We start from the raw sequence: 25661 nt of genomic DNA, 5'->3' as shown, positions 1-25661 counted from the left end.
TGACAATGGGAATCGGTGGAGGCATCTTCCTCATCGCGGTCGGAGCCGTCCTCGCATTCGGGCTGAGCCCCGACATGTGGGAGATCCTCAACATCAACACGATCGGCTTCATCCTCATGGGCGCCGGCGTTCTGGCGCTGGTCCTCGCGTTCGCGATGCAGCGCCAGCGCCAGCATCGGGACACGAGCCACACGGAGTACGTCGAGCACCGCGACATCGGCAACCCGCCGCCCCCGGCGCGCTGATCCCACCCGCGGCCCTGCGCTCTCGAGGAGCCAGGGCCGCGGTGCTGCTCTACGGTCGAGGGCATGTCCCGACCCCCTCTCGGCGCCACGCTCGAGGACGGCCTCAACCGACGGCTCGTCCCCTTCCTGCGCAAGCGCGGCTGGCGCCCCACGACGATCACCTACACCGGCTACGGCAGCCCCGAGAAGCTGCGGGTCCTCGCCCGCGCCCTCCTCACCGAGGACACCGGCCGCACCGCGGCCGACGCCGGCGCCACCGAGCACGAGCTCGACGAGGCCCAGGAGGCCGAGCGCGGCTGGCGCTCCTTCGTCACCACACCCGTCGCCCACCTGCCGATCGAGGTGGAGATCGCCGGCCGCACCTACCCCACGCGGGCCGACCGCGACGGCTACCTCGACCTCCTCGTCCCGGACCACGGCCTGACGCCGGGCTGGCACGACGTCGCCGTCCGCGCGCAGGGCGCCGCACCGGCCACCGCGCGCGTCCTCGTCATCGGGCCCGAGACGCGCTTCGCGGTGGTGAGCGACATCGACGACACCGTCATGGTCACCCGCGTGCCCCGCCCGCTCGTCGCCGCGTGGAACACCTTCCTGCGGCACACGAGCAGCCGTCAGGCCGTCCCCGGGATGGCCGAGCTGTTCGGGCACGTCCAGGAGACGCGGCCGGGCACCCCGGTGCTCTACCTGTCGACCGGCGCGTGGAACGTCGTGCCCGCCCTCGAGCGGTTCTTCCGGCGCACCGGGCTGCCCTCCGGGCCGATGCTCATGACCGACTGGGGGCCGACGAACTCCGGCTGGTTCCGCAGCGGGCAGGAGCACAAGCGCATGAGCCTGCGTCGGCTGCTCATCGACTTCCCCGAGATCACATGGCTGCTCGTCGGTGACGACGGCCAGCACGACCCCGACATCTACTCCGAGCTCGCCCGCGAGCACCCCGACCGGGTGCGCGCCATCGCCATCCGTGAGCTGAGCGCCGGCGAGCACGTCCTGTCCCACGGCACGCCGCAGGCGATGGACGGCGGGCGGGCGAGCACCGACGGCGGCCGGATCGTCCAGGACGAGCAGGTCCCCGTCGTCCGCGCCCCCGACGGCTTCGAGCTGTGGCGCCGGCTGGAGCCCTACCTCACCTCCTCCTGACGCACGTCCGCCGCCGGCCGGGTCCGTGGAGGACCCGGCCGGCGGCGGTGGTGTGCGGGGCTCAGGCCGTGGCCGGACGGCCCCCGAGGTAGAGGTCGCTGAGCTTGGGGTCGGCGAGCAGCTCCCGGGCCGGTCCGGAGGTGAAGACGCGGCCGAGGTCGAGGACGCAGCCGATGTCGGCCATCTCCAGCGCCCGGCGCGCGTTCTGCTCGACGAGGAGGACGGCGACGCCGGCCTGGCGCATGCGGTCGACCTGCTCGAAGATCGTCGTCACGCGCTTGGGGTCCAGGCCCATCGACGGCTCGTCCAGCAGGACGACGTCGGGCCGGATGACCAGGGCGCGGGCGAACTCGACCTGCTTCTGCTGGCCGCCGGAGAGCAGGCCGGCCGTCTCGCCCCACCGCTCGGCGACGAGCGGGAACACCTCCTTGACGTACTCGCAGCGCTCCGGGAGGACCGACTGGTCCTGCAGGGAGTACCCGCCGAGCATGATGTTCTCCTCCACGGTCATCTCCCGGAACACGGAGTGACCCTGCAGGACGTGGGAGAGCCCGGCACGCAGCAGCTGCTGCGGGCCCTGCCCGGTGACGTCCGTGCCGTTGAGGTGGACCGTGCCCTCGCGCGGCTTGAGCATGCCGCTGGCGACCTTGAGGACGGTGGACTTGCCGGCGCCGTTCGGGCCGACGAGACAGACCACCTCCCCGCGGCGCACCTGGACGGACAGGCCACGCAGGACCAGCGCCGCCTTGCCGTAGCCGGCCTGGATGTCGGTGAGCTCGAGAACGACGTCAGACGCCAAGGTATGCCTCCAGCACCTTCGGGTCGGCCTGGACGGCGGCGGGCGTGCCCGACGCGATCGGGCGGCCACGGTCGAAGACCACGATGTGGTCGCACAGGCTCATGATGAGCTCCATGTTGTGCTCGACGATGAGGAAGGTCGTCCCCTCATCGTTGAGCTCCTTGACGAGCACGGCGATGCGCTCGATGAGCGCCGGGTTCACCCCGCCCGCCGGCTCGTCGAGCATGACGAACGGCGGGTCGGTCATGAGCGTGGAGCCGAGCTCGAGGAGCTTCTGCTGGCCGTAGGAGATGTCGCGCGCCTCGGAGCTCTCCAGGTGGTCGATGCCCACCCGGGCGAGCATGGCGCGAGCCTTCTCCACCGTCTCGGGGTTCCGGGTGTTCGCGAGGTACTCCCCGAGCGAGCGGGGCTGCACGGCGACGAGCATGTTCTCCAGCACCGTCATCCGCGGGAAGACCCGGCACAGCTGGAAGCTGCGGCCCAGGCCCGCCCGGGCGATCTTGTGCGGCGCCCACCTGGTGACGTCCTTGCCGTGCATCGTCACGGTGCCCGAGTCGGGCCGGATCATGCCGGTGACGCAGTTGAAGAACGTCGTCTTGCCCGAGCCGTTGGGCCCGATGAGCCCGTTGATCCTGCCCGCGTAGAACTCCGTCGTCGCCTCGTCGACGGCGCGCACGCCGCCGAAGGACTTCGTCATGGCCTCGGTCCGCAGGACCGTGCCGCGCGTCGCGTCAGTCATCGCCGGCCTCCTTCCGGGTCTGGGAGCGGCCCGCCTCCTGCTGCGCGCGCAGCTCCTCGGCGGACACCTCGCGGATCGAGGTCGCCTCGGGCCGGAAGCGGCGGACGAACTGCATGACGCCGGTGAGGACGCCGTCGGGCAGGAACAGGACGACCAGGCCGAGGAGCAGGCCGGTGGCGACGAGGTGGAACTGGGTGTCGCCGTGGTTGAGCACGAAGTACTCCAGCGAGGAGCCGACGACGATCGCGCCGAGGAGCGGGCCGAAGAGGAACCGCACTCCGCCGAGGAGCGCCATGAGGACGATCCAGGAGCTGAGCACGATGCGGAACTGGAAGAGCGGGTCGAGGTCGCCGAACCACAGGGCGTAGAAGCCGCCGGCGACCGCGACGACGAACGCCGAGATGACGAAGGCGACGAGCTTGAGCTTGCCCGTGGGGGCACCGAGCGACTCGGCCTTGTCCTCGTCCTCCCGCACGCCCTTGAGCGAGGCACCGAACCGCGAGCGGTCGATGAGCGTCCAGATGAGCAGGGTGACGGCGAGCAGGCCGAGGAAGATGTAGAAGAACGTCTCGTGATGCTCGGGGCGGAGCATGTCCGGGAAGGGCCGCGGGACGACCAGGCCGGAGGAGCCCCCGGTGACGACGCTCCAGCTCTGGAAGACGAGCTGGAGGACGAGCACGAGCGCGATCGTCACGATGACGAAGGACGAGCCGCGCACCCGGAGGGCCGCGAAGCCGATCGGGACCGTGATGAGGGCGACGGCGACGCCGGAGACGAGGGCGGCGAGGAGCCAGTTCATCCCGGTGTGGATGACCAGGAGCGCCGTCCCGTAGGAGCCGAGGCCGAAGAAGGCGACGTGACCCAGGGAGATGTAGCCGGTGAAGCCGCCCATGATGTTCCACCCGGTCGCGAGGACCGCGTAGTTGAGGACGACGACGCCGGCGCTGAGCATGTAGGCGTTGGGGGCGACCGAGGGCCACAGGGCGAGGACCGCGACGACGACGGCGATGGCGATGATCGGCTTGAGTCGGCCCGTGCCGCCGACGCCGCCGGCCGCGGCTCTGCGCACCTGGGGTCGGGTCCGCTGGTCAGAAACGCTTGGCAAGTCGACCTCCGAAGAATCCCTGCGGCCGCACCATGAGAGTGACGAAGAGGGCCAGGTAGAAGATGGTCTGTGCCCACGTCGGGGTCCACCACAGCTCGAGCATGACGCGCATGACCCCGAGCACGAGGGCGGCGATCGCCGCCCCCGGGATGGAGCCCAGGCCGCCGACGACGATGATCGCCATGAGCGGGCCGATCCAGTGCCAGTGCAGCGAGGGGTAGATCGTCGCCTGCAGCGAGAGCGCGGTGCCGCCGACCGCGGCGGTGGCCAGGCCGAGGCCGAAGCCCAGACCCGCCGTCCTGTCCGTGTCGATGCCGACGAGCTGGGCGGCCTCCCGGTGCTGGATGGTCGCGCGCAGCGCCCGTCCGAACCGGGTCTTCTTGAGCACGAGGTACAGCGCCACGAGGCTGAGCGCGGCGAGCGCGAAGGAGATGATCTGCACGACGGGGACCGAGGCACCGAAGAAGCTGATGCTCGACGCCCCGTAGGGCAGGTTGATGCGCCGCTGCGTGCCGGTGAACAGCTGCCCGAGCAGGCCCTCGATGATGAGCGCGATGGCGAAGGTGATGAGCACCGACATCATCGTCATCGTCGCCGGCTTGAGCCGGCTGATGAGCCAGCGCTGGATCGCGAACCCGATGCCGAAGAACAGCGGGATCGTGATGACGAGGGAGAGCATCGGGTCCAGCCCGGTCGCGGAGGAGAACTTCCACGCGATGTAGGCCGCGAGGATGATGAACGACGCGTGCGCGAGCATCACCACCCGCATGATCCCGAAGTAGAGCGTGAGCCCTGCTGCCAGGAGGGCGTAGAGCCCTCCCAGCAGCACGCCCAGGATCAGGCTCTGGAAGATGAGGGACACGGCTGGGTCACCACTCCGGCTTCGGGTAGACGAACTCGGCCGTGGCGGTGCCCTCCGGGAGCACGATGGCGATCTCGCCGTCGACGTACTGGAGGATCATGTGCGCGCCGTTGGGGCGGCCCGCCTCGTCCCACGCGAGCGGTCCGACGACGGTGTCGACGGTCGCGCCGCGCAGGTAGTCGATGAGCTGCTGCTGGCACTCGCCCTGCTCGGCGCAGCCGACCGCCTCGACCGCGGCCGCCACGACCTGACCGGTCGTGTAGGCGTTGGCCTCGTCCTCCTGCGGCGGCTCGCCGTGGAGCGCGATGTGCGCCTCGACGAACTCGGCGTTGGAGGGCCACTCCGCGGCGTTGGAGTAGCCGGTCGGGGACAGGATCCCCTCGACCGCGCCGCCGACGGCCTGCGGGAACTCGGGGTTCGTCGGCGCCGTGGAGAAGGCGGCCATGCGCGGCTGGTAGTTCAGCTGCTGCAGGGCGAGGATGAGGTTGACGGCGTCCTGGTACTGGGTGCCACCGACGACGAGGTCGGGGTCCGCGTCGGCGATCTGCGCGGCGATCGCGTTGAAGTCCGTCTGGTTCGGCGGGTAGACCTCGTCGACGAGGAGCTCGACGCCGGCCTCGACGAGCTTGTCGCGCAGGCCGTAGGCGGTGCCCTGGGCGAACGGGTCGTCCATGGCCGCGACGGCCATCGTCTGGGGCCGCTGGTCCTCGGGCATGGACAGGATGTGGTCCACGAGGTTGTTGTAGTGGTCCGGCGCGATGGCCGGGGCCGCGTAGAAGATGTTGTCGAAGCCGTTCTCGAAGACCTCGGCGGCGGCCGCGGCCGGCTCGACGAAGAGCATCCCGTACTCGTTGGCCACGCGGGAGGCGGGCACGACGAGGCGGGTGGAGAACGGCCCGAAGAGGAGGTCGACCTCGTCGCGAGCGATGAGGGACTCGTAGTCGGACACGACGCGGGCGGCGTCGGACGCGTCGTCGAGGATCTTCAGCTCGACCTGGCGGCCGAGGAGGCCCCCGTTGTCGTTGACGACCTGCGCCCACGTCTCGTAGCCGCGCTCGACGCCCTTGCCGGGCTCGGCGAAGTCACCCGTCAGAGGCAGGGACACGCCGATGACGATGGGCTCGTCGGTGTCGGAGCCGCTGCCGGCCCCGTCCTCGCCGCCGCTGCCACAGGCCGCGAGTGCGATCATGGCCACCGCGCCGGCAGCAATCCCCCGGGTCAACCGCTTCGTTGACATCCGTCCTCCTTCATTGGTTCCGGACGCGCTTCTCGAAAGCGCTTTCCGGACAGTAAGGCCTCCGGGCGCCGCAGCGCAAGGCCGTTGCGTGATCGTGATCACTCCGGGCGGCTGAAGCCGCGCGCTCGCGCGGGGAAGACGCATTCCCGACCGCGCCACCGGCCAGGCCGGCGACCGGGCCGACCAGTGATGGGAAAGCGCTTGCCTTCCATGGTCGTCTGGGCCATGATGGCTCGGCGGCGCCTGCCGCTCGAGCACTCGACGGAGAGGACGAACGTTGCCGAAGGTAGCGATGGTGACCGGTGGGAACCGGGGCATCGGGCTGGGGATCACCACCCGCCTGCTCGACGAGGGCTTCGCGGTCGCGATCCTCGCCACCCGCGAGGAGCCGGCCGAGCTCATGACGCAGCTGCGCGAGCGCGGCGAGGCGATCTACGTCCGTGGCTCCGTCGCGGACCTCGCCGACCACGAGCGCTACGTCGCGGCCACCCTCGCGCAGTGGGGCCGCATCGACGTCCTCGTCAACAACGCCGGCGTCGCACCCTCGGTCCGGGACGACATCCTCGTCGCCACCCCCGAGAGCTACGACCGCGTCATGGACATCAACCTCCGCGGACCCTACTTCCTCACCCAGCTCGTCGCGCGGACCATGGTCGAGCGCCGCGGCGAGCTCACGGGACTGCCCGACGAGCCGGTGGGCACGATCGTCAACGTCTCCTCGACCTCCGCCGTCACCGTCTCGACCAACCGCGGGGAGTACTGCCTCTCCAAGGCCGGCATGGCGATGTCCACCCAGCTGTGGGCAGCACGCCTCGCACCCGAGGGCATCGTCGTCTACGAGATCCGCCCCGGGATCATCGCCACGGACATGACCGCCGGCGTCACGGAGAAGTACGACGCGTTCTTCGCCGCCGGTGGCGCGCCCATCCCCCGCTGGGGCCGCCCCTCGGACGTCGCGGGCGCCGTCGCCCAGCTCGTCGCCGGCCAGATGCCCTACTCCACCGGCGACGTCGTCAACGTCGACGGCGGCATGCACATCCCCACCCTCTGAGACGAACGAGGCCCCTGCCGTGACTTCCCACGAGCCCCAGAACCTGCGCATCGGCGGCCGCGAGGTCCCCGTCGTCACCGCGAACACCGTCGTCGTCGGCACCGGGTCCGCCGGCTACTGCGCCGCCGAGCGGCTGGTCGAGTTCGGCCAGGACGACGTCGTCATGGTCACCGACAAGATCGGCGCCGGCGCGAGCCGCAACGCCGGGTCGGACAAGCAGACGTACTACAAGCTCACCCTGTCCGGGGACAGCGGCGACTCCGTGCGCGAGATGGCGCAGACGCTGTACTCCGGCGGCGCGATGGACGGCGACAACGCCCTGGCCGAGGCGGCCCTCTCGGCGCGCGCGTTCCTCCACCTCGCCGACCTCGGCGTGCCGTTCCCGCAGAACCGCTACGGGGAGTTCATCGGCTACAAGACCGACCACGACCCGCGCCAGCGCGCGACCTCCGTCGGCCCCTACACCTCGCGGTCGATGGTCGAGCGGCTGGAGAAGAAGGTCAACGCCAACGGCACGCGGATCTTCCCCGAGTGCCGCGTCGTCGACGTCCTCACCCACGAGGGCCAGGTCGCCGGGATGCTCCTGCTGCGCACCGACGTCCCCCACGACGGCGAGCGCAGCCCCTACCTGCTCGTGCGGTGCACCAACGTCGTCTACGCGACCGGCGGACCCGCGGGCCTCTACGCCACCCGGGTCTTCCCCAACGGGCAGTGGGGCGCCTCGGGCGCCGCGTACCGGGCGGGGGTCGGCGGCAAGAACGTCACCGAGTGGCAGTTCGGGCTCGCCTCGACCAAGCCGCGGTGGAACGTCTCGGGCACGTACATGCAGGTCATCCCCCGGTTCGTGTCCACCGACCAGGACGGCGGTGACGAGCGCGAGTTCCTCACCGAGGCCATCCCCGACTACGGCCGGCTCATGTCGCTCGTCTTCCTCAAGGGCTACCAGTGGCCCTTCGACGTCCGCAAGGCACGCGACGGGTCCTCGCTCATCGACCTGCTCGTCTACCGCGAGACCGTCCTGCGCGGCCGCCGGGTCTTCCTCGACTTCCGGAGCAACCCGGTGCGCGCGGACTTCGACCCCACGGCGCTGGACCCGGAGGCCCACGAGTACCTGGAGAAGGCGGGCGTGCTGTTCGGGACGCCGATCGAGCGGCTCAAGCACATGAACCTGCCCGCCTACGAGTTCTACCTGAACAAGAACCCGTACGTGGACCTCGAGCAGGAGATGCTCGAGGTGGACGTGTGCGCGCAGCACAACAACGGCGGGCTGCTCGTGGACGCGTGGTGGCAGTCCGACCTCCCGGGGTTCTTCCCCGTCGGCGAGGCGGGCGGCGCCCACGGCGTCTACCGCCCCGGCGGTGCGGCGCTCAACAGCGGCCAGGTCGGGGCGACCCGCGCGGCGCAGTTCATCGCCGCGCGCCGCGGCGACGAGCCACTCCCGGAGGCGCAGTTCGTGGCCGCCGCGGAGCCCGCCCTGCGCGACGCCGTCGAGCTCGTGGAGCGGGCCACCGCGCGCGCGGCGTCCGGCGTGGAGGACAACACCGGTGACCTCCTGCGCGAGGTCGGGGAGCTCATGAGCGCCAAGGCCGGCCCGGTCCGCTCGCGGCAGTCGATCGCCGAGGCGCTGGAGCAGGTCGAGGAGTGGCTGGGCAGCTACCGCGACCTCGTCGTCGCCGACGCCGGGTCGCGCCGGGCCGTCAACCGGGCGTTCCTCGTGCGCGACATCCTCACGACGGCGCAGGTGTACCTCACGGCGATGGCCGACTACGTCGACCACGGCGGCCGCTCGCGCGGCTCGGTGCTCTACACCGACCCCGCCGGCTCCCTGCCGCTCGTGGGCTACGGCCCGGACGCCGAGCGCGAGCTCGACCTGCCCGAGCTGTTCCGCTTCACCCTCGACGGCGGCGCGCTCGACGACGAGGTCCAGGAGGTCGCATGGACGCCGCACCGCGCGGCCGACCCGTCCTCGGCCAGCGAGGCGGGCGACGTCGGCATCACCTGGCGCCCCCGCCGCCCGATCCCGGAGGCCGACGACTTCTTCGAGAACGTCTGGCGCGAGTACCGGGAGCACCAGAACATCCACTGACCGTTGCGCCGTGCCGGGTCCTTCGGTGTGGACCTGTGGACCTGTGAGGTCCGAAAGTCCACACCGAAGCGCCGCGCGAGGGCGGTCCACAGGGTGCGGGATGTCGGTGGCGGCGGGTGGGCCGGCCGGGCCACCGTCGGGCATGGACCGTCAGCGGATCGAGGCGCTCGCCGCGCGGCGGCACCAGGTGCTCACGCGACCCGAGGCGCTGGCCGCCGGGGCGACTGACCGCGAGCTGCGGCACCGCGTGTCCACAGGCGCGTGGCAGCGGGCCTACCCGGGCGTGTACGTCATCCACTCCGGGCAGCTCGGCTGGCTCACCCGGGTGTCCGCCGCCCTCGCCCACGCCGGGCCCGGCGCCGCCCTCTCGCACTCAACCGCAGCCGACTGGTGGTTCGAGTCCCCCGCCACCCGCGAGCAGCGCGTGGGGCAGCCGGTCGAGGTCAGCGTGCCGGCGCGGCGCACCGTGGTGGCGCACGCGGGTCTGCGGGTGCACCGCAGGCGCCCGATGCCGGGCGTCTTCCACGGCCTGGTCGCCGCCGTCCGCCCCGACGACACCGCGATCGACCTCGTCGCCCGCGCGGCGACGGACGACGACGTCGTCGGGATCCTCACGAGGGCGACGCGGCGCGTGGTGCACCCGGCCGCCCTCCTGCTCGCCCTCGAGCGCCGGGACCGGGTCCGTGGCCGGCGCCTCGTGCTCGAGGTGCTCGGTGAGGTGGCCGAGGGTGTGGAGTCACCTCTGGAGCTGCGGTACCGGCGGGACGTCGGGCGCGCCCACGGGCTCCCGGCCGCCGACCTGCAGGTGCGCGAGCGGCTCGACGGCCGTTGGGTCCGGGCCGACTGCCGCTACCGAGGGCTGGGGGTCCGGGTGGAGCTCGACGGCCGCCTGGCGCACCCCGGCGGGCGGACCGACCGGGACACCTGGCGTGACAACGCCGCCCTGCTGCGGAGCAGCGAGCTCACCCTGCGCTACCGCTGGAGCCACGTCGCCGCCGCCCCGTGCGCGGTCGCGGCGCAGGTGGCGCAGGCCCTGCGGCGGGGCGGCTGGGCAGGCACCCCGACGAGGTGCGGCCCTGCGTGCACACTCGCCGGCGCTTAGGTGTGGAGTCCTGGACCTGTGAGGTCCAGAAGTCCACACCTGAGCGCGCGTCGGGCAGCCGGGCGACCGGTCACTACGAGAGGTGGGGCAGGACCAGGCGCCGGTAGCGGTCGGCCATCGTCGCGACGACGTCGTCGCCGGGGGTGTCCCAGACGGCCTGGTTGAAGATCTCCACCTCGACGTCGCCGGTGTAGCCGGCCTCGGCCACCCACCGGGTGATCGCCCGGAAGTCGACGTAGCCGTCGCCCATGTAGCCGCGGGAGAGCAGGGAGTCGTCGGCGAGCGGCAGCACCCAGTCGCACACCTGGTAGCCCGCCAGTCGCCCCTCGGCCCCGGCCCGGGCGATCTGCGCCTCCAGCTTCGGGTCCCACCACACGTGGTAGGTGTCGACGACCACCCCGACGGTCTGCGGCGCGAAGTCCGCCGCGAGGTCGAGGGACTGCTCGAGGGTCGAGAGCACCCCGCGGTCCGCGGCGAAGATCGGGTTCATCGGCTCGAGCACGAGTCGCACGTCGTGCTCCTCGGCGAAGGGCACGAGCTCGGCGATGCGGTCGGCCACCCGCTGCCGCGTCGCGACGAGGTCGCGGTCACCGTCCGGCAGCGCGGCGGTCCCGGGTGAGGGGCACGCAGGCAGCCCGCCGACGACCATGACGAGCTCGCGCGTCCCCAGCGTCGCGGCCTCGACGATCGCGGCGCGGTTGTCCTCCAGCGCCGCCCGCTGCCCCTCGGCGTCGACGGCGGTGAGGAAGCCGCCGCGGCACAGCGAGGAGACCCGCAGGCCGGCCTCACGGACCACGGCGGCGGCGCGCTCCAGCCCGGCCTCGGCGACGCGGTCGCGCCACAGCCCGACGGCGCCGAGCCCGGCGCGCGCGGCGACCTCGACCGCCTCCTCGAGGGTGAGCGCCTTCGTCGTCGCCGTGTTGAGGGACAGCCGCGAGAGGTCGGCACTCACAGGGTGATCTCCGGGATCTCCAGGCGGCGCCCCTCGGCGGAGGAGCGCAGGCCGAGCTCGGCGAGCTGCACGCCGCGCGCGGCGGACAGCAGCCCGTAGCGGTGCGGGCGGCCGGCGACGACGTCGCGGAGGAACTCCTCCCACTGCAGCTTGAAGCCGTTGTCGAGGTCGGCGTTGGCGGGCACGTCGAGCCACTGCTCGCGGAAGGGCTCGGTGACCGGCAGGTCGGGGTTCCACACCGGCTTGGGGGTGTGCGCGCGCTCCTGTGCCACGCAGCTGCGCAGGCCGGCGACAGCGGAGCCGTGCGTGCCGTCGACCTGGAACTCCACGAGCTCGTCGCGGTGGACGCGCACCGCCCACGAGGAGTTGATCTGGGCGATGACGGGGTGACCCTCCGGGGTCGTGACCTCGAAGATGCCGTAGGCGGCGTCGTCGGCGGTGGCGGTGTACTCCCGGCCCTGCTCGTCCCAGCGGGTGGGGATGTGGGTGACGGCCCGGGCGGTGACGGCGTCGACGGTGCCGAGAATGCCCTCGAGGACGTAGTTCCAGTGGCAGAACATGTCGACGACCATGCCGCCGCCGTCCTCCTTGCGGTAGTTCCAGCTCGGGCGCTGCGCGGGCTGGACGTCGCCCTCGAAGACCCAGTAGCCGAACTCGCCGCGCAGGGACAGGATGCGTCCGAAGAAGCCCTGGTCGACGAGGCGGCGGAGCTTGACCAGGCCGGGCAGGTAGAGCTTGTCGTGGACGACGCCGGCGGTCACCCCGGTCTCCTCGCCGAGTCGGGCGAGCTCGACGGCCTCCTCCAGCGTCTCGGCGGTGGGCTTCTCGGTGTAGACGTGCTTGCCGGCCTTCATGGCGGCGGTGAGGGTGGCCTTGCGCAGGGAGGTGAGCTGGGCGTCGAAGTAGATGTCGATGCTCGGGTCGGCCATGACGGACTCGACGTCGGTGGTCCAGTGCTCCACGCCGTGGCGCTCGGCGATCTCCCGGACGGCGTTCTCCCGGCGCCCGACGAGGATCGGCTCGACCTGTACGCGCGTGCCGTCCTCGAGCTCGACGCCGCCGGCGTCGCGGATCGGGAGGATCGATCGGAGGAGGTGCTGGCGGTAGCCCATCCGTCCGGTGATGCCGTTCATCGCGATCCGCAGCGTGCGCGTGGTCATGTGCTCTCCAATGAGACGAGGTGATCCCGTGCAGGTAACCTGGGGGAATGCGCTTTCCAACCTAGTGAGCGCCGACATCGGTGTCAAGGGATCACGGGCACTCGCCTCCCCCGCACCCGGGCGCGCGCGACGCGGTCAGGACATCATGGGAGCAGGAGCCGAGGCGATCCGAGGAGCCGGGGTGGACGCGACGACGACGGCCGCAGAGCAGGGCGCGGACCAGGGGCAGCACCGCGCGCGCGAGCACGGCCGGCACCGGGCAGCGGACGACCACCGCGTCCACCGCGACGCCCTCTCCTCGTGGTGGACCGTCGCCGGGCTCGCGGTGTCCGCCCTCGCCGCGATCCTCGCCGCCTGGCGCCGCCGTCACCACCGCCCGCACGACCACCCCGCCCACCGCCGACGTCGCCGCTGGAGCCTGCGCCGTCGGCTCCTCGTCGGCGGCGCCGGGGCCGCGGCTCTGCTCGGCGCGATCAGCGTCGCGGTCAACGCCCGGGTGGGCTTCGTGCCCGACGTCGAGGGCCTGCGCCTGCGGCTGCGCCTGGGGAGCGCGCGCTCGGTGGTGCCGCAGCCCACCGAGCCGGCGAGCCGCCGCGCGGGCGCCGGCCTCGCGAGCGTCTCGACGACACCCCCGCAGGGCCGCGGCTCGGCCGGGGCCGTCCGCATCCCCGCGCCGCCCGAGCTGCGCATCCCCTCGGACACCGCCTGGGTCTACACCCCGCCGGACTACGACCCCTCGGGCCACACGCTCTACCCCACGCTCTACCTGCTCCACGGGTCCCCCGGCTCGGCCGTGGACTGGATGGCCTCCGGGCTGCCCGGCGTCCTGGACTCCCTCATCACCTCCGGGGTGGTGCGCCCGATGGTCGTCGTCACGCCCGACACCAACGCCGTCGGCACCACCGAGTCCTCCTGCCTCGACTCGACGACGGGCGGCTCCCAGGTGGAGACCTACCTGACCAACGTCGTCGTGCCGTGGGTCGACACCCACTACCCGGTCGCCTCCCACTGGCGCTACCGGGCGATCGGCGGGATGTCCTCGGGCGCGTTCGGGGCGCTGGACCAGGGGCTGCGGCACCCCGAGCTCTACGGGACGATCCTCGCGATCCTCCCCTACGACCACCCCGGCGAGGGCGGCAGCCACCAGCTGGCCACCCAGGAGGAGGTGGACGCGCACTCCCCCGGCGTCTACCTCCCCACCATCGACCTGCCCCACCCGCTCGGGGTGTTCCTCGACTACGGGGAGCTCGTGGCCGAGGCCGAGGAGGGTGCCACGGCCCGCAAGCTCGCGGCCCTCCTGCGGGCGCGGGGGGTCGAGGTCGCGCTGCGGACCGAGCCGGGTCTGGGACACACGTGGACGATGGCGCTGGTCGCCCTGCCCCACGCCGTGGAGTTCTTCGAGCAGCGGATGGCCCGCGACGACTGACCCGGATTGCACGGGTGGGCCCGCGCAGGCATATTGACGGCACCCGCGTGACGGCGCGGCGGTTGCACGCAGCCTCGTCACCGGGCGTGCGGGCGGGAACCTGGGAGACCCATGACGCGTACGTCTGCCGAACACCCACGACGGGCCGCGTCGTCCGGCCCGCCGGGTGAGGACCACCCGTCACCGGCGCCCACCCCGGCGCGGCGAGCGCCCGGACGGACGCAGGCGAACGGCGCCCGGCGCGCCCGGGCGTGGGCGGAGCGGGTCGTGCGCGGACCGGCGTGGGCGGACGGCGTCGCCCGCGTGACCGGGCGGGTGGTCCAGGCGTACGCGGTCTGGCTCGTCGTCGGGCTGGTCCTCCAGCTCGTCGCGCCCGACGCCGTCCACACGCTGAGCGGGTGGCTGTCGGTGCTCAACGTGCCGAGCCAGCCCGGCTTCTTCTCGGTCGTCCTCGTCATCGTGGTGGCCTCCGGCCTCCTGCGGCGACTGCGGGCGGCCCTGTGGTTCGTCGTCCTCGTCTGGCAGGTGCCGAGCCTCGTCATCGGCCTGCTCGCCGCCGTGGGCGCCCTCACCGGGGAGCCGCCGGTGCGCACGCTCGACGTCGGACCCGCCGACGTCGTCGGGGCGGTGGTCGCGGCGGTGCTCATCCCCCTCCTCGTCGTGGCCCGTCCCGCGTTCCCGGCCCGGCTCCGGTCGGGGGCGTGGTGGCAGGCGGCGCTGGTGACCGCCACCGGGGTCGTGCTCGCGACGGTCGTCGGGATGCTCCTCCTGCGGACGGTCCCGAACTCCCTCGACGGGCTGAGCACCGAGCTGCAGTGGAGCGGCTCCCACGCCCTGGGCATCCACCCCGGTGGCGCGGAGAGCGACGCGCCCACGTGGGTCGGCGCCGTCGTGAGCCTCATCTCGGCCGCCGCGCTGCTGCTCGGCATCACCCTGTTCATGCGGGCCTCGGCGGGCGACCCGGCACGCCGCGCGGAGGACGAGCTCGCCGTGCGGCGACTGCTCCTCGAGCACGGCGAGGGCGACTCCCTCGGATACTTCGCGACCCGCGACGACCGGTCGGCGGTCCTCGCGTCCAACGGGCAGGCGGCCGTCTCCTACCGCGTCGTCTCCGGGGTGAGCCTGGCGGCCGGCGACCCGGTCGGAGACCCGCACGCGTGGCCCGACGCGATCGGCCGGTGGCTGGCCGACACGCGCGCCCACGGGCTCATCCCCGCCGTCACCTCCACGAGCCGGAAGGGCGCCGCCGCCTACCGCGACGCCGGCCTCCACCCGCTGCTCATGGGGGACGAGGCCGTCATCGACACCCACCGGTTCGACCTCACCGACCCTGCCATGCACCCCGTGCGACGCAGCGTCGAGCGGGTCCGCGCGGCCGGCTACGAGATCCGGGTGCGCCGGCAGAGCACCGTCCCGCCGGCCGAGCTGGCCGAGCTCGTCGACGCCGCCGACCAGTGGCGCCACGGGGAGGAGCGCGGCTACTCGATGGCGCTCGAACGCCTCGGCGACCCGGTCGACCCGCGCCTGGTCATCGTCTCGGCCCACGACGCCGACGGCGCGCCCCGGGGGATCCTCTCCTTCGTCCCGTGGGGTCGCCGGGGACTCTCGCTCGACGTCATGCGCCGCTCCCCGGACGCCGTCGGCGGGGTCACCGAGGCGATGGTGTCCGGGCTGGCGGCGGCGTCCCGGGACCTGGGCATCGACCGGATCTCGATGAACTTCGCGATGTTCCGCGAGACGTTCGAGCTGGGCGAGCGGATCGGTGCCACCCCGGCGCAGCGGTTCAACCGCCGCGTGCTCCTGCTCGCCTCGCGCTTCTGGCAGCTGGAGCAGCTCTACCGGTCCAACGAGAAGTACCTGCCCGACTGGTACCCCCGCCTCCTGTGCTTCGAGGCCGGCGGTCAGCTCACCCGCGTCGTCCTCGCGCTCGGGCAGGCCGAGGGCTTCCTCCCGCGCACGCCGGCCTGGCTCACCGGGGCGCAGGACCGCGACGAGCCCGACCCGGAACGGCACACCCCCGACTTCGTCGCCCGGGTGCTCGCGCAGGAGGAGGAGCTGCTCGCCGTCACCGCCCCGCCCCGGCGCCTCACCGAGCAGCAACGCGTCCGGCACGCCAAGCTCGACGTCCTGCGCGGGGCGGGCATGGACCCCTACCCCGTCGCGGTCCCCCGCACCCACAGCATCGGTGAGGTGCGGGCGCTGCTCGCCGCCGAGGTGCCCGACGGCGCTGCGGACGAGATCTCGGCCGTGGGTCGTCTCGTGCGCCTGCGCGACCTCGGCGGGGTCGTGTTCGCCGTGCTGCGCGAGGGCACCGACGAGGTCCAGGCCGTGCTCACCGCCGACGGCGGCGCCGACCTCGCGCTGTGGCGCCGCGCCGTGGACCTCGGTGACCAGGTGGGCGTGACGGGCCGCCTCGGGCGCAGCCGCAGCGGTGAGCCGAGCGTCCTCGTCTCCTCGTGGCGGATGGCCGCCAAGGCGCTCACCCCGCCGCCGGACAAGCGCCGCGGGCTCGTCGACCCGGAGACCCGTCTGCGGCTGCGCCACATGGACCTCGCGCTCCACGACCGCGCCGAGCACGTCCTGCGCGCTCGCTCGGCTGCCGTCTGGTCGATCCGCCGCACGCTCACCGACCAGGGGTTCCTCGAGGTCGAGACGCCGATCCTCCAGCGCATCCACGGAGGCGCCAACGCCCGCCCGTTCCGCACGCACATCAACGCCTACGACATGGACCTCTACCTGCGGATCGCCCCCGAGCTCTACCTCAAGCGGCTCATGGTCGGCGGCGTCGGGCGGGTGTTCGAGCTCGGCCGCAACTTCCGCAACGAGGGCGTCGACGCCACCCACAACCCCGAGTTCACCTCGGTCGAGGCCTACGCGGCGTTCGGCGACTACCTCACGATGCGTGACCTCACGCGTGAGCTCATCGTCGCCGCGGCCGTCGCCGTGCACGGCGAGCCGGTCGCCCGCCGCCCCGACGGGACGGTGGTCCGCCTCGACGGCGAGTGGCCGAGCATCGGGGTGCACGAGGCGGTCTCCCGCGCCGTCGGCACCGAGGTCACGCCCGACCTGCCGCTGGCGGACCTGCGGCGGGTCTGCGAGCAGCACGGCGTCGCGTGGGACGTCGAGGAGTCGCACGGGGCCCTCGTCGGCGAGCTGTACGACCGGTTCGTCGAGGGGCGGACCGTCGAGCCGACGTTCTACCTCGACTTCCCGGTGGAGACCTCCCCGCTCACCCGGCAGCACCGGCGCGACCCGCGGCTGGCAGAACGGTGGGACCTCGTCGCGTTCGGTGCCGAGCTCGGCACCGCCTACTCCGAGCTCGTCGACCCCGTCGAGCAGCGGGCGCGCCTCACCGAGCAGTCGATCCTCGCCGCCGCGGGCGACCCGGAGGCGATGGAGATCGACGAGGACTTCCTCGCGGCGCTGGAGTTCGCGATGCCGCCGACCGGCGGCCTGGGCATCGGCGTCGACCGGGTCGTCATGACCCTCGTCGGGGCCTCCATCCGGGAGACGCTCGCCTTCCCGTTCCTGCGCCCCCGGGGCGCCCCCGGGCACCGGGGATGACGCTCGCCCTCCTCGCGGTCACGGCGACCGCGGTCATCTACGGCACGACGACGATCATGGAGGCGGTCGCCACCCGGCGCAGCCACGGCCTGTCCACGGTGACCCAGCCGCTCGTCGTCGCCGCCCTCCTGCTCGACGGCGTCGGCTGGCTGCTCTCGCTCGTCGCCCTGGACCGGCTGCCGCTGTTCGTCGTCCAGGCCGTCCAGGCGTCCTCGGTGGTCGTCGTCGTCGTCCTCGCGCGGTTCGTCCTGCGCACCCGGTTCCGGGTCGTCGACGGCGTGGCGATCGCCGTCGTCGTCGGCGCGCTCGTCGTCCTCGCGCGCGCCTCGGGCGAGCAGCCCGCGGTGACCCCGCCGGACGGCTTCACCCCGGCGCTGCTCGTGGGCTCCGTCGTGCTCGCCGCGCTCACGGCCGGGCTCTACCGGCGTGGCGGCGCGCTCGTGCTCGCGCTGCTCGGCGGACTGGGGTACTCCGGGGCGGCGATCGCCGCGCGCGGTCTGCACGCCGCGGACGGCCTGGCCGACACCGTCCTGCAGCCGCTGTCGATCGCCGTCGTCGTGTGCGGGGCGTGCGGCGCACTGGCCTCGCTGCGGGCCCTGGAGCGAGGCGGGGCGGGCACCGTCTCGGCGGTGCTCTCGGTGACCGAGGTGGTCGTGCCCGGGGTCGTCGGCGTGGTCGTGCTCGGTGACTCGGTGCGCGCGGGCTGGGCGCCCTGGGCGGTGCTCGCAGTCCTCGCCGCCCTCACCGCGTGCTGGGTGCTCGCGACGAGCCCGGCGAACCGACAGGCCGAGGACGCCGGCGCGGCGGCCTAGCGCGGGCCGGGGGTGGACTCGCGCAGGACGACGTCGCCCGAGGCGATGACGACCTGCGGTTCGCCCCCGCCCTCGCCCAGGGCGAGCGCCGTGGCCTGCCGACCGATGTCGACCATGTCGATCGCGACCGTCGTGAGCGTCGGGGTGACGTCGCGCAGCGCGGTGATGTCGTCGAACCCGGCGAAGGCGAGGTCGCGGGGCAGGTCGAGCCCGGCGTCCCGGGCCGCGGTCATCGCGCCGAGGGCCATGACGTCGTTGACGGCGAAGACCACCTCGACGTCGAGCCCGCGCGCGAGCAGCTCTTTCATCCCGTCGTACCCGCCGTCGCGGACGAAGGCGCACGGCACCACAGCCTCGTCCGGCACGGGGGAGCCGAGCTCGGCGAGCGCCTCGCAGAAGCCCTCGCGCCGCTCACGGGCCGTGAGGTGGTTCGCCGGACCGCCGAGGACGGCGAAGCGCCGGTAGCCCAGCCCGTGCAGCGCCCGGGCCAGCTCCGCGGCGGCGCCGCGGTTGTCGACGTGGACCGCGCTCACCCCGAGGATCGGCTGGCCGACCATCGCCGCGCTGCCACCCCGCTCCTGGTAGGCGGCCAGCGCGTCCCGCAGCCGCCGGTTGCCCTCGTCGTCGTCCTGACGACCACCGACGAGGATGATCGAGCGGGCCCGCAGGTTCTGCAGCGTCTGGATGAAGCCCAGCTCGCGCTCCGGGTCGTGCTCGGTGTTGGCGAGCGTGACCGCCAGCCCGGCGGCGTCGGCCGCCTCGGTGACACCGGCCGCGATGGTGGAGAAGAACGGGTCGGCGATGTCGTGGACGATGAGACCGAGCGTCGCGGTGCGCCCGCGCGCCATCGCCTGGGCGTTGGCGTTCGGGGAGTAGTCCAGCCGCGCCGCGGCGGCGAGGACCCGCTCACGCAGGTCCTCGCGCACGGAGCGGTTGGTGCTGCCGTTGATGGCGCGTGACGCCGTCGCCAGCGAGACGCCGGCCTCGCGCGCGACGTCGCTGAGCGTCGCTACCCGGCCGTGCCCGGCCGCGCCCCCCCGGCTCGGTGTCATCTCGGGCTCCTTCGTGCTATCGCTGGACTCGTGCGCTGCCGCCGGTGGCGAGCTTGACGACGTCGTCCTTGGTGACCATCGAGGTGTCTCCCGGGGTCGTCATCGCGAGGGCGCCGTGGGCCGCGCCGTACTCTACTGCGGTGGCCAGCGGCTCGCCGGTGATGAGGCCGTAGACCAGGCCGGAGGCGAAGGAGTCCCCTCCGCCCACCCGGTCGAGGATCTCCAGCCGCTCGCGGTGGGTGGCCTGGGCGAAGCCCTCGTCCTTGGACCAGGCGATCGCGCCCCAGTCGTTGACCGTCGCGGTGTGCACGCTGCGCATCGTCGTGCCGATGACCTCGAAGTTCGGGTAGGCCGCCTGCACGTTCTCGATCATCGCCCGGAAGCTCGCGACGTCGAGGTCGGTGAGGTTCTCGTCCACACCCTCGACCTCGAAGCCGAGGGAGGCGGTGAAGTCCTCCTCGTTGCCGATCATCACGTCGATGTGGTGGGCGATCTCCCGGTTGACCTCCTGCGCCCTGGCCTGCCCGCCGATGTCCTTCCACAGCGAGGGCCGGTAGTTGAGGTCGTAGGACACGACCGTGCCGTGCCTCTTGGCTGCCTGGACCGCAGCGAGCACGACCTGTGCCGAGGTGTCGGACAGCGCCGCGAAGATCCCGCCGGTGTGCAGCCAGCGGACGCCCAGCTCACCGAACACGTGGTCCCAGTCGACGTCCTCCGCGCGCAGCTGCGAGGCAGCCGTGTGACCGCGGTCCGAGACCCCCACCGCGCCGCGCACGCCGAAGCCGCGCTCGGTGAAGTTCAGCCCGTTGCGCACCGAGCGGCCGATCCCGTCGGAGGGCACCCACCGGATGAGGGAGGTGTCCACGCCGCCGGTGAGGATGAAGTCCTCGACCAGGCGGCCCACCTCGTTGTCCGCGAGCGCCGTGACCACCCCGGCGCGCAGCCCGAACGCCCGGCGCAGGCCGCGGGCGACGTTGTACTCCCCGCCGCCCTCCCACACCCGGAAGCTGCGGGCGGTGCGGATGCGGCCCTCCCCCGGGTCGAGCCGCAGCATCACCTCACCGAGGGACAGCACGTCGTACCGGCACTCGGCGGCGTCACGGATCTGCAGGGTCACGAAGGTCTCCTCGCGGTGGGGTACGGGCGGTCAGCGGGTGAGGGCGACGGCGTCCGCGACCATCGCCGCGACGTCGTCGAAACGGCCGGCGGCGATGAGGTCCCGGGGGACCATCCAGCTGCCGCCGACGGCGGTGACGGCCGGCAGGGCGAGGTACTCGGCGAGGTTGGCCGGTCCGATGCCGCCGGTGGGCACGAAGCGCACGCCGCCGAACGGGGCGGACAGCGCCTTGATCGCCGCGGCGCCGCCCGAGGTCTCCGCGGGGAAGAACTTCACCGTGCTGATGCCGGCCTCGAGGGCGGCCTGGACCTCCGTGGCGGTGACCGCGCCGGGCAGGGCGAGCACGCCGCGCGCGGCACAGCGCTCGACGACGGCGCGGGAGAACCCGGGCGAGACGACGTAGCGCGCGCCGGCGTCGACGGCCTCGTCGACCTGGGCCGGGGTGAGGACGGTCCCGGCACCGACGAGCACCCGGCCGTCCTTCGCCATCTCCGCGATCGCCGCGGCGGCGGCCGCCGTGCGGAAGGTGACCTCGGCGACCGGCAGACCGCCCTCGGCGAGGGCGCCCGCGAGCGGGCGGGCGTGTGCGGCGTCGTCGAGGACGACAACCGGAACCAGCCGCGCGGCTGCGAGTGCCTCGAGCGTCTCGGACATCCCCGAACCCCTGTCCCCGCGCCGTGCGCGGTGTCTCGTCACTGAGTCGCGGCGGGTGGGCGCCGCGTTCGTGTTTCCGTTCCGGACACTAACAGAAAGCGCTTCCCGCAGGAAGGTCTCGACCGCTCGGCCGTCCCCTCCCCGCCCACACTCCTGCGCCGAGCGCTGGATTCTGCACGCCCCCCACCGCAACCCCCACCCCCTTCCCGCCGAGGGCTGGATCACGCACTGCCGAGGCGTGCGCGATCCGGCGCTCGGCGGGAGGTGGGGCGGGGGAAGGAAGGAGGGAGGGCGGGCCGCTCGAGCTGCGGCCCGCCCTCCCTGTGACGGGTCAGCGGGTGCGGATCGTCGTGACGTCCAGACCCGGGAGGTAGCCGTGGTCGCCGCTGTAGACGGCGGTGACCAGCGTCGTGCCGCGGACCGGCGGGAGCTGGATCTCGGCGGTCCCGCCCTCGTCGAGCGGCACGGTGCCGACGACCCGGAAGCCGGCCGTCACCGTGACGCTCCCGGTGGGCACCGGGTCCTCGCCGCGGCCCGTGACGTCGACCGTGATCTCCGGGGAGCTGCCCCCGGGCACCCGCGACTCGGCGTCGATGTCCACCCGGGCGAGCGCGGGCAGGACCACGTAGGTCGCCGCCCGGCTCTCGGAGGGCTCGAACGCGTCGCCGCCCACGAAGACCGCGGTGAGCCGGTGCGAGCCGGCGGGCAGGTCACGCGGCAGCGGCACGGAGGCCGTGCCGTCGGCCCCGAGCTCACCGGAGGCGATCGTCTCGCCCCCGGCCCGGATCTCCACGGTGCCCGACGGCGTGGCACCCTCGCTCGCGACGGTCACCTCGGCCGTGGCCTCGCGCCCGTAGACGGACAGCTGACGCGGGAGGTCGAGCCGCGTCGTCGTCGGGGCGGCCTCGACGGCGGCCGGGACGGAGACGACGAGGTCGCGCATGCGCCCGGTGTTGTCGAAGGAGCCGAACCCGATCCTGCCGCCGTCGAACGTCGTGTCGGTCGCGGTCATGAGCGGGGTGTCGTCCCCGTCGACCCACACGGCGATCTCCCCGGTGCCGGCGCAGTGGGTCACGCGCACGTCGTGCCACTCCTCGTCGGTGATGGCCGGAGGTGCACCGATCGACCCGTCCCACTGGTGGTCGATGCGCTCCCGGTCCTTGTTGTCCACCTTGAAGATGCCGTTGTGCGCGTAGATCGCGTTGTCCTGCGAGATGTGCGCGTAGTAGTACTCGGTGTCGGACTGCCACCCGAAGACGATGATGATGTCGCGGTTGTTCACCGACGACGGCGCGTCGAGCCGGACGTTCGCGTCGATCTGCACCGACTCGAACTCGTGACCGTCGAGGACGGCGTACTCGAACGGGCGGCGGATGCCGTCGTTCGGGTTGTCGCCGACCTCCTTGAGGATGATCTGGTCGCCGGGCAGGTCCCACTTGGCGGGGGTGCGCGGTGCCCAGTTCTCCGCCGCCATGAGGTCGGTCATCGACTCGTCGAACTCGCACGACGGCGAGGGCGGCGGCTCGACCGGCTCGACGCCGTACGTCGCGTACAGGCTCCGCATCTGCTCGGCCGTGGGCGCCATGTCGAGGAACATGAGGTCGTCCATGCGACCGTGGAACGGGTTCCGCTCCGCGGTGTTCTGCGGGAAGCTGCCGCCGATCTTGATGCCCGTGGGCACGGTGTCGGAGGTCGGGCCCGAGCCCCACGGGTTCGCCGCGGTGTACTCGCCCTCGAGCTCCTCACCGTTCATGTAGAGCTTCATCTCACCGCCCACGTAGTCGAAGCTCGCGGCAAGGTGGACCCAGGTGTTCTGGGCGAGGATCTCGTCCCACGGCTTGTCGGCCGCGAAGGTCCACGAGCTGCCGTCGTCGAGCCGGCGGCCGAGGGCGACGAGCTTGAGCTCGTCGCCCACCTGGATGACCTCGAGCAGGGCGCGCACGCCGTGGCCGTCGGAGTTGCCCGACAGGACACCGGCGAGGCCGATGGCGTTGAAGCGGTCGTCCGGGTTGGTCGTCTCGCTGTTGAGGGCGGGCAGCTCACCGGTGCGCTTGAACCAGCCCATGACGGTGATCGCCTCGGCGCCGGCGAGGGCCTCGAGGGAGTCGACGCCCGCCGGGTCGTAGACCCCGGCCTTCCAGTCGTTGTTGCCGCGGACGGCGGGGCTCAGCTGCTGGGTCTGCAGCGCCCGTCCGGCGCCGGGGTAGGCGGCGTCGGCCACACGCTGGAGCGCGCCGCCGTTGACGAGCTCGATGTCGGTACCGGAGAAGCCCTGGTCGTCCTCCCAGGCGGGGTTGCCCGCGACGGGGTTGTCGAAGGTGTAGCGGGCGACGAGGTTGTTCGGCGGCAGCTCGACGGCGCCGGTGATCCGCCAGACCTTCCCGTCGGCCTTGGAGACGAGGTACAGCTCGCCGTCGGCGTCGGCCCCGAAGCGCAGGTCGACGCGGCGGTCACCGACGAGCTCCTGGAAGGTCGTCTCCTCGCCCTCGTGGAACACGCGCAGCTCGGAGATGGTGGCGAGGTCCTCGAGGTCGCCGTCGTTGCGGACCATCTCGTCCGCCTCGGTCGACAGGACGAAGCCGCGGACGATGTCGGTGAAGAGGTACTTGCCGCGCAGCTCCTCGATCTCGCCGCGGTAGACGTAGCCGCCGTTGACGGCGACGCCGGCGTCACCGGTCTGGCCGGGGTCGCGGTTGTGGTCGTACGCGGCGACCGGGTAGGTGAAGCCGTACTCGGCGTCGTCCTCGGGCAGCGGGAAGATCTGGCGACCCTCGGCGAGGAACGGGCCCTCGCGGACCGACCAGCCGAAGTTGTCACCGGGCTCGACCTCGTAGATCGACTCGACCTGCCACTCACCGATGTGCCCGAGGTACATCTTCCCGGTCTCGGTGTCCCAGCTGATGCGGTGCGGGTCGCGCATGCCCACGGCGTAGATCTCCGGCAGCGCGCCGTCCTCGTCGAGGAAGGGGTTGTCGGCGGGGATGCCGTACTCCCCGTTCGCGCTGTTGTCGCCCATCGGGTCGATGCGGAAGATCTTGCCCTGCGGCGTCGCGAGGTCCTGCGGGTTGTCGTTGCCCACGCCGTTGCCACCGTCGCCGACGAGGATGTAGAGGTTGCCGTAGTCGGCGTCGCCCGGCTCGGCGGTCCAGTTGAAGGCGATCTGCTGGACGGTGTGGACGCGGCCACCGAAGGGGACGCGCATCATCTCGCGGCTCGTGCCCTCGAAGGTCTCCGCGGCGGGGTCGGTGGCGGTCCACTCCGTGATGACGCTGTGGAAGCCGGTGGTGCCGAACGCCGGGAAGTCGGGGGTGTCCTCGGTGAGCGCGGTGCCCGACTCCGTGTGGACGGTGTAGAAGATGCCGTTCTCGGCGAACTCCGGGTGGAACTCGACGAAACCGAACCCGGTGCCGAGGCCGGCGTGGTTGTGGAAGTTGTCGATGAACGCGTCACGGACGTTGAGGTAGGCGGTGTGCTCGCCGGAGTCCTTGTCGACCATGTAGAGGATGTCGTTCATGTCCGGGACGGCGAGCCGACCGGAGCCGTCGGGCACCTCGTCGAGGTGGGTGATGCGGTTGTGCCGGATCAGGCGCTGGTCCTGCGTCTCGGGGGTCGTCTGCGACGCGGGCAGCTGGACCAGCTCCTCGACCTCGATGCCGAGGGTCGACAGCTCCGGGTCGGGCAGCGGGTTGAGCAGCGGCTCGGGGGCGACGTCGGCCGTCTCGCAGTCCGCGACGTTGCCGGTGGGGATGTCGAGGTTGGCGCCGCTGGTGTCCACGGCGACGTCGTCGAGCATGATCCGGCCCGTGTTCGGGGAGCCGTTGATCCAGAAGAAGCGGTCGAGCGGGCCGTCGACGGCGGCACGGAAGCCGAAGGTCTCCTCGGCGCCCGCGGGCAGGCGGGTCTGCTCCTCGTACGGGCCGCCCTGGCTGTAGACCGCGACCTCGTCGGTCTCGTTGTCGGCGACGAGCCAGACGCACTGCCACACGTCCTCGGCCCACGTGCCGGCGGTGGCGAAGGCGCCGCCGTCACGCACGAGCAGGGTGTCGTTGTTCTGGTTGTTGACGTAGGCCCGACTGTGGGCGAAGTCCGAGGGGTTGTCGTTGTCCGTGACTCCGAAGGACGTGTCGACGCTGCCGTCGCGCCGGATGCGGAAGAACACCGTGCCGGTCTCGCCGTCCTCGATGGCGGCCACGGCCCGGTGGGCGCGCTGGTTCGGGCCGCTGAGCTCGAGGGCGCGGTTGTTCTGGTTGACCGGGTCGAGGATGACGGCGGCGGCGCCGGTCGCCGTCCAGCCGTCCTGGCCGTCGAGGGCCCCGGTCGTGTAGCTCTCGAAGCCGAGGAGTTCGGTGAACCCGGGCTCCTCGGTCTGTGCACCGGCCGGGGCCGTCAGCAGCGTCGCGCACATCGCGATGCCTGTGGCCGCCGCCGTCACCGCCCTACGCCTGATGGGTTGCCGCTGCGACGTCATCGTCACGCTCCTTCGTTGGTAAGCGCTTTCTCTGGCAACCAACCACGCTAGTCCCGCGCCAGCGCGCGGAGCATCCTGCGAAAGCGGGGCGCG

The 25661-nt window shown here is 72.6% G+C and carries 19 protein-coding genes; 8 read left to right on the top strand and 11 right to left on the bottom strand.

Going from position 1 to position 25661, the window contains the following annotated elements; all coding sequences use genetic code 11:
• The first annotated feature begins 5 nt into the window (after positions 1-5).
• Together FE251_RS00480 and FE251_RS00475 are read left to right on the top strand one after the other, a co-directional pair.
• Positions 6-245, top strand: a complete 240-nt coding sequence (locus FE251_RS00480; protein WP_139072620.1) for a DUF6458 family protein — start codon at positions 6-8, stop codon at positions 243-245.
• A gap of 63 nt (positions 246-308) precedes the next feature.
• Complete coding sequence (locus tag FE251_RS00475; RefSeq protein WP_139947364.1) at positions 309-1382, top strand: App1 family protein; 1074 nt, start codon at positions 309-311, stop codon at positions 1380-1382.
• Positions 1383-1443: 61 nt separating this feature from the next.
• Here FE251_RS00475 and FE251_RS00470 read toward each other — a convergent pair whose 3' ends face one another.
• The 5 genes from FE251_RS00470 to FE251_RS00450 are packed head-to-tail and all read right to left on the bottom strand — an operon-like array spanning position 1444 to position 6124.
• Positions 1444-2181, bottom strand: a complete 738-nt coding sequence (locus tag FE251_RS00470) for an ABC transporter ATP-binding protein (protein WP_139947363.1) — start codon at positions 2179-2181, stop codon at positions 1444-1446.
• Positions 2171-2920: an ABC transporter ATP-binding protein gene (locus tag FE251_RS00465; protein WP_139072618.1), complete on the bottom strand. Its 750-nt coding sequence runs from the start codon at positions 2918-2920 to the stop codon at positions 2171-2173. The genes FE251_RS00470 and FE251_RS00465 overlap by 11 nt, the downstream gene beginning before the upstream one ends.
• Positions 2913-3989: a branched-chain amino acid ABC transporter permease gene (locus tag FE251_RS00460; protein ID WP_230976481.1), complete on the bottom strand. Its 1077-nt coding sequence runs from the start codon at positions 3987-3989 to the stop codon at positions 2913-2915. The genes FE251_RS00465 and FE251_RS00460 overlap by 8 nt, the downstream gene beginning before the upstream one ends.
• Before the next feature lie 19 nt (positions 3990-4008).
• The gene (locus FE251_RS00455) at positions 4009-4887 is read right to left on the bottom strand and encodes a branched-chain amino acid ABC transporter permease (RefSeq protein ID WP_139947361.1); all 879 of its coding nucleotides are present in this window, start codon (positions 4885-4887) and stop codon (positions 4009-4011) included.
• A 7-nt stretch (positions 4888-4894) separates the two neighbouring features.
• Positions 4895-6124, bottom strand: a complete 1230-nt coding sequence (locus FE251_RS00450) for an amino acid ABC transporter substrate-binding protein (protein ID WP_139947360.1) — start codon at positions 6122-6124, stop codon at positions 4895-4897.
• Between the two features lie 277 nt (positions 6125-6401).
• On the opposite strand from FE251_RS00450, the gene FE251_RS00445 reads away from it, so the two are divergent.
• The 3 genes from FE251_RS00445 to FE251_RS00435 all read left to right on the top strand — a co-directional run bounded on the left by FE251_RS00445 (position 6402) and on the right by FE251_RS00435 (position 10363).
• Positions 6402-7175, top strand: coding sequence for a 3-ketoacyl-ACP reductase (locus FE251_RS00445; protein ID WP_139947358.1), 774 nt, complete (start codon positions 6402-6404; stop codon positions 7173-7175).
• A gap of 19 nt (positions 7176-7194) precedes the next feature.
• Positions 7195-9261, top strand: a complete 2067-nt coding sequence (locus tag FE251_RS00440) for an FAD-dependent oxidoreductase (protein ID WP_179954768.1) — start codon at positions 7195-7197, stop codon at positions 9259-9261.
• 142 nt (positions 9262-9403) lie between these two features.
• Positions 9404-10363 carry a type IV toxin-antitoxin system AbiEi family antitoxin domain-containing protein gene (locus FE251_RS00435; RefSeq protein WP_139947356.1) on the top strand — a complete coding sequence of 320 codons (960 nt, stop codon included), beginning with the start codon at positions 9404-9406 and terminating at the stop codon, positions 10361-10363.
• A 73-nt stretch (positions 10364-10436) separates the two neighbouring features.
• Here FE251_RS00435 and FE251_RS00430 read toward each other — a convergent pair whose 3' ends face one another.
• On the bottom strand, positions 10437-11315 hold the full coding sequence (locus tag FE251_RS00430) for a sugar phosphate isomerase/epimerase family protein (RefSeq protein ID WP_139947354.1): 879 nt from the start codon (positions 11313-11315) through the stop codon (positions 10437-10439).
• Complete coding sequence (locus FE251_RS00425) at positions 11312-12475, bottom strand: Gfo/Idh/MocA family protein (protein WP_139072612.1); 1164 nt, start codon at positions 12473-12475, stop codon at positions 11312-11314. Before FE251_RS00425 ends, FE251_RS00430 begins: the two co-directional genes overlap by 4 nt.
• A 145-nt stretch (positions 12476-12620) precedes the next feature.
• On the opposite strand from FE251_RS00425, the gene FE251_RS00420 reads away from it, so the two are divergent.
• From FE251_RS00420 to FE251_RS00410, 3 genes are all read left to right on the top strand, one after another.
• Positions 12621-13901, top strand: coding sequence for an alpha/beta hydrolase (locus FE251_RS00420; RefSeq protein ID WP_168202601.1), 1281 nt, complete (start codon positions 12621-12623; stop codon positions 13899-13901).
• A 111-nt stretch (positions 13902-14012) separates the two neighbouring features.
• Positions 14013-17465, top strand: a complete 3453-nt coding sequence (lysX, locus tag FE251_RS00415) for a bifunctional lysylphosphatidylglycerol synthetase/lysine--tRNA ligase LysX (protein WP_139947351.1) — start codon at positions 14013-14015, stop codon at positions 17463-17465.
• Positions 17462-18277 carry a hypothetical protein gene (locus FE251_RS00410; RefSeq protein ID WP_139947349.1) on the top strand — a complete coding sequence of 272 codons (816 nt, stop codon included), beginning with the start codon at positions 17462-17464 and terminating at the stop codon, positions 18275-18277. The genes lysX and FE251_RS00410 overlap by 4 nt, the downstream gene beginning before the upstream one ends.
• Here the strand turns inward: FE251_RS00410 and FE251_RS00405 are convergent.
• The 4 genes from FE251_RS00405 to FE251_RS15615 form a co-directional block, all read right to left on the bottom strand.
• Complete coding sequence (locus FE251_RS00405) at positions 18274-19329, bottom strand: LacI family DNA-binding transcriptional regulator (protein ID WP_139072609.1); 1056 nt, start codon at positions 19327-19329, stop codon at positions 18274-18276. The two genes, FE251_RS00410 and FE251_RS00405, sit on opposite strands and share 4 nt — an antisense overlap.
• A gap of 16 nt (positions 19330-19345) precedes the next feature.
• Entirely contained in the window at positions 19346-20446 is a 1101-nt protein-coding gene (locus FE251_RS00400) for a sugar kinase (protein WP_139072608.1), read from the bottom strand.
• Between the two features lie 30 nt (positions 20447-20476).
• On the bottom strand, positions 20477-21100 hold the full coding sequence (gene eda, locus FE251_RS00395) for a bifunctional 4-hydroxy-2-oxoglutarate aldolase/2-dehydro-3-deoxy-phosphogluconate aldolase (protein WP_139072607.1): 624 nt from the start codon (positions 21098-21100) through the stop codon (positions 20477-20479).
• Positions 21101-21431: 331 nt separating this feature from the next.
• A complete protein-coding gene (locus tag FE251_RS15615; RefSeq protein ID WP_179954767.1) occupies positions 21432-25568 on the bottom strand; it encodes an Ig-like domain repeat protein in 4137 nt (1378 codons plus the stop codon).
• Positions 25569-25661 lie beyond the last annotated feature (93 nt).

Source organism: Georgenia wutianyii (assembly GCF_006349365.1).
GTDB classification, from domain to species: Bacteria; Actinomycetota; Actinomycetes; order Actinomycetales; family Actinomycetaceae; genus Oceanitalea; species Oceanitalea wutianyii.
Note: the sequence above shows the minus strand (reverse complement) of the source record. Positions and strands in the feature narration are given on the sequence as shown.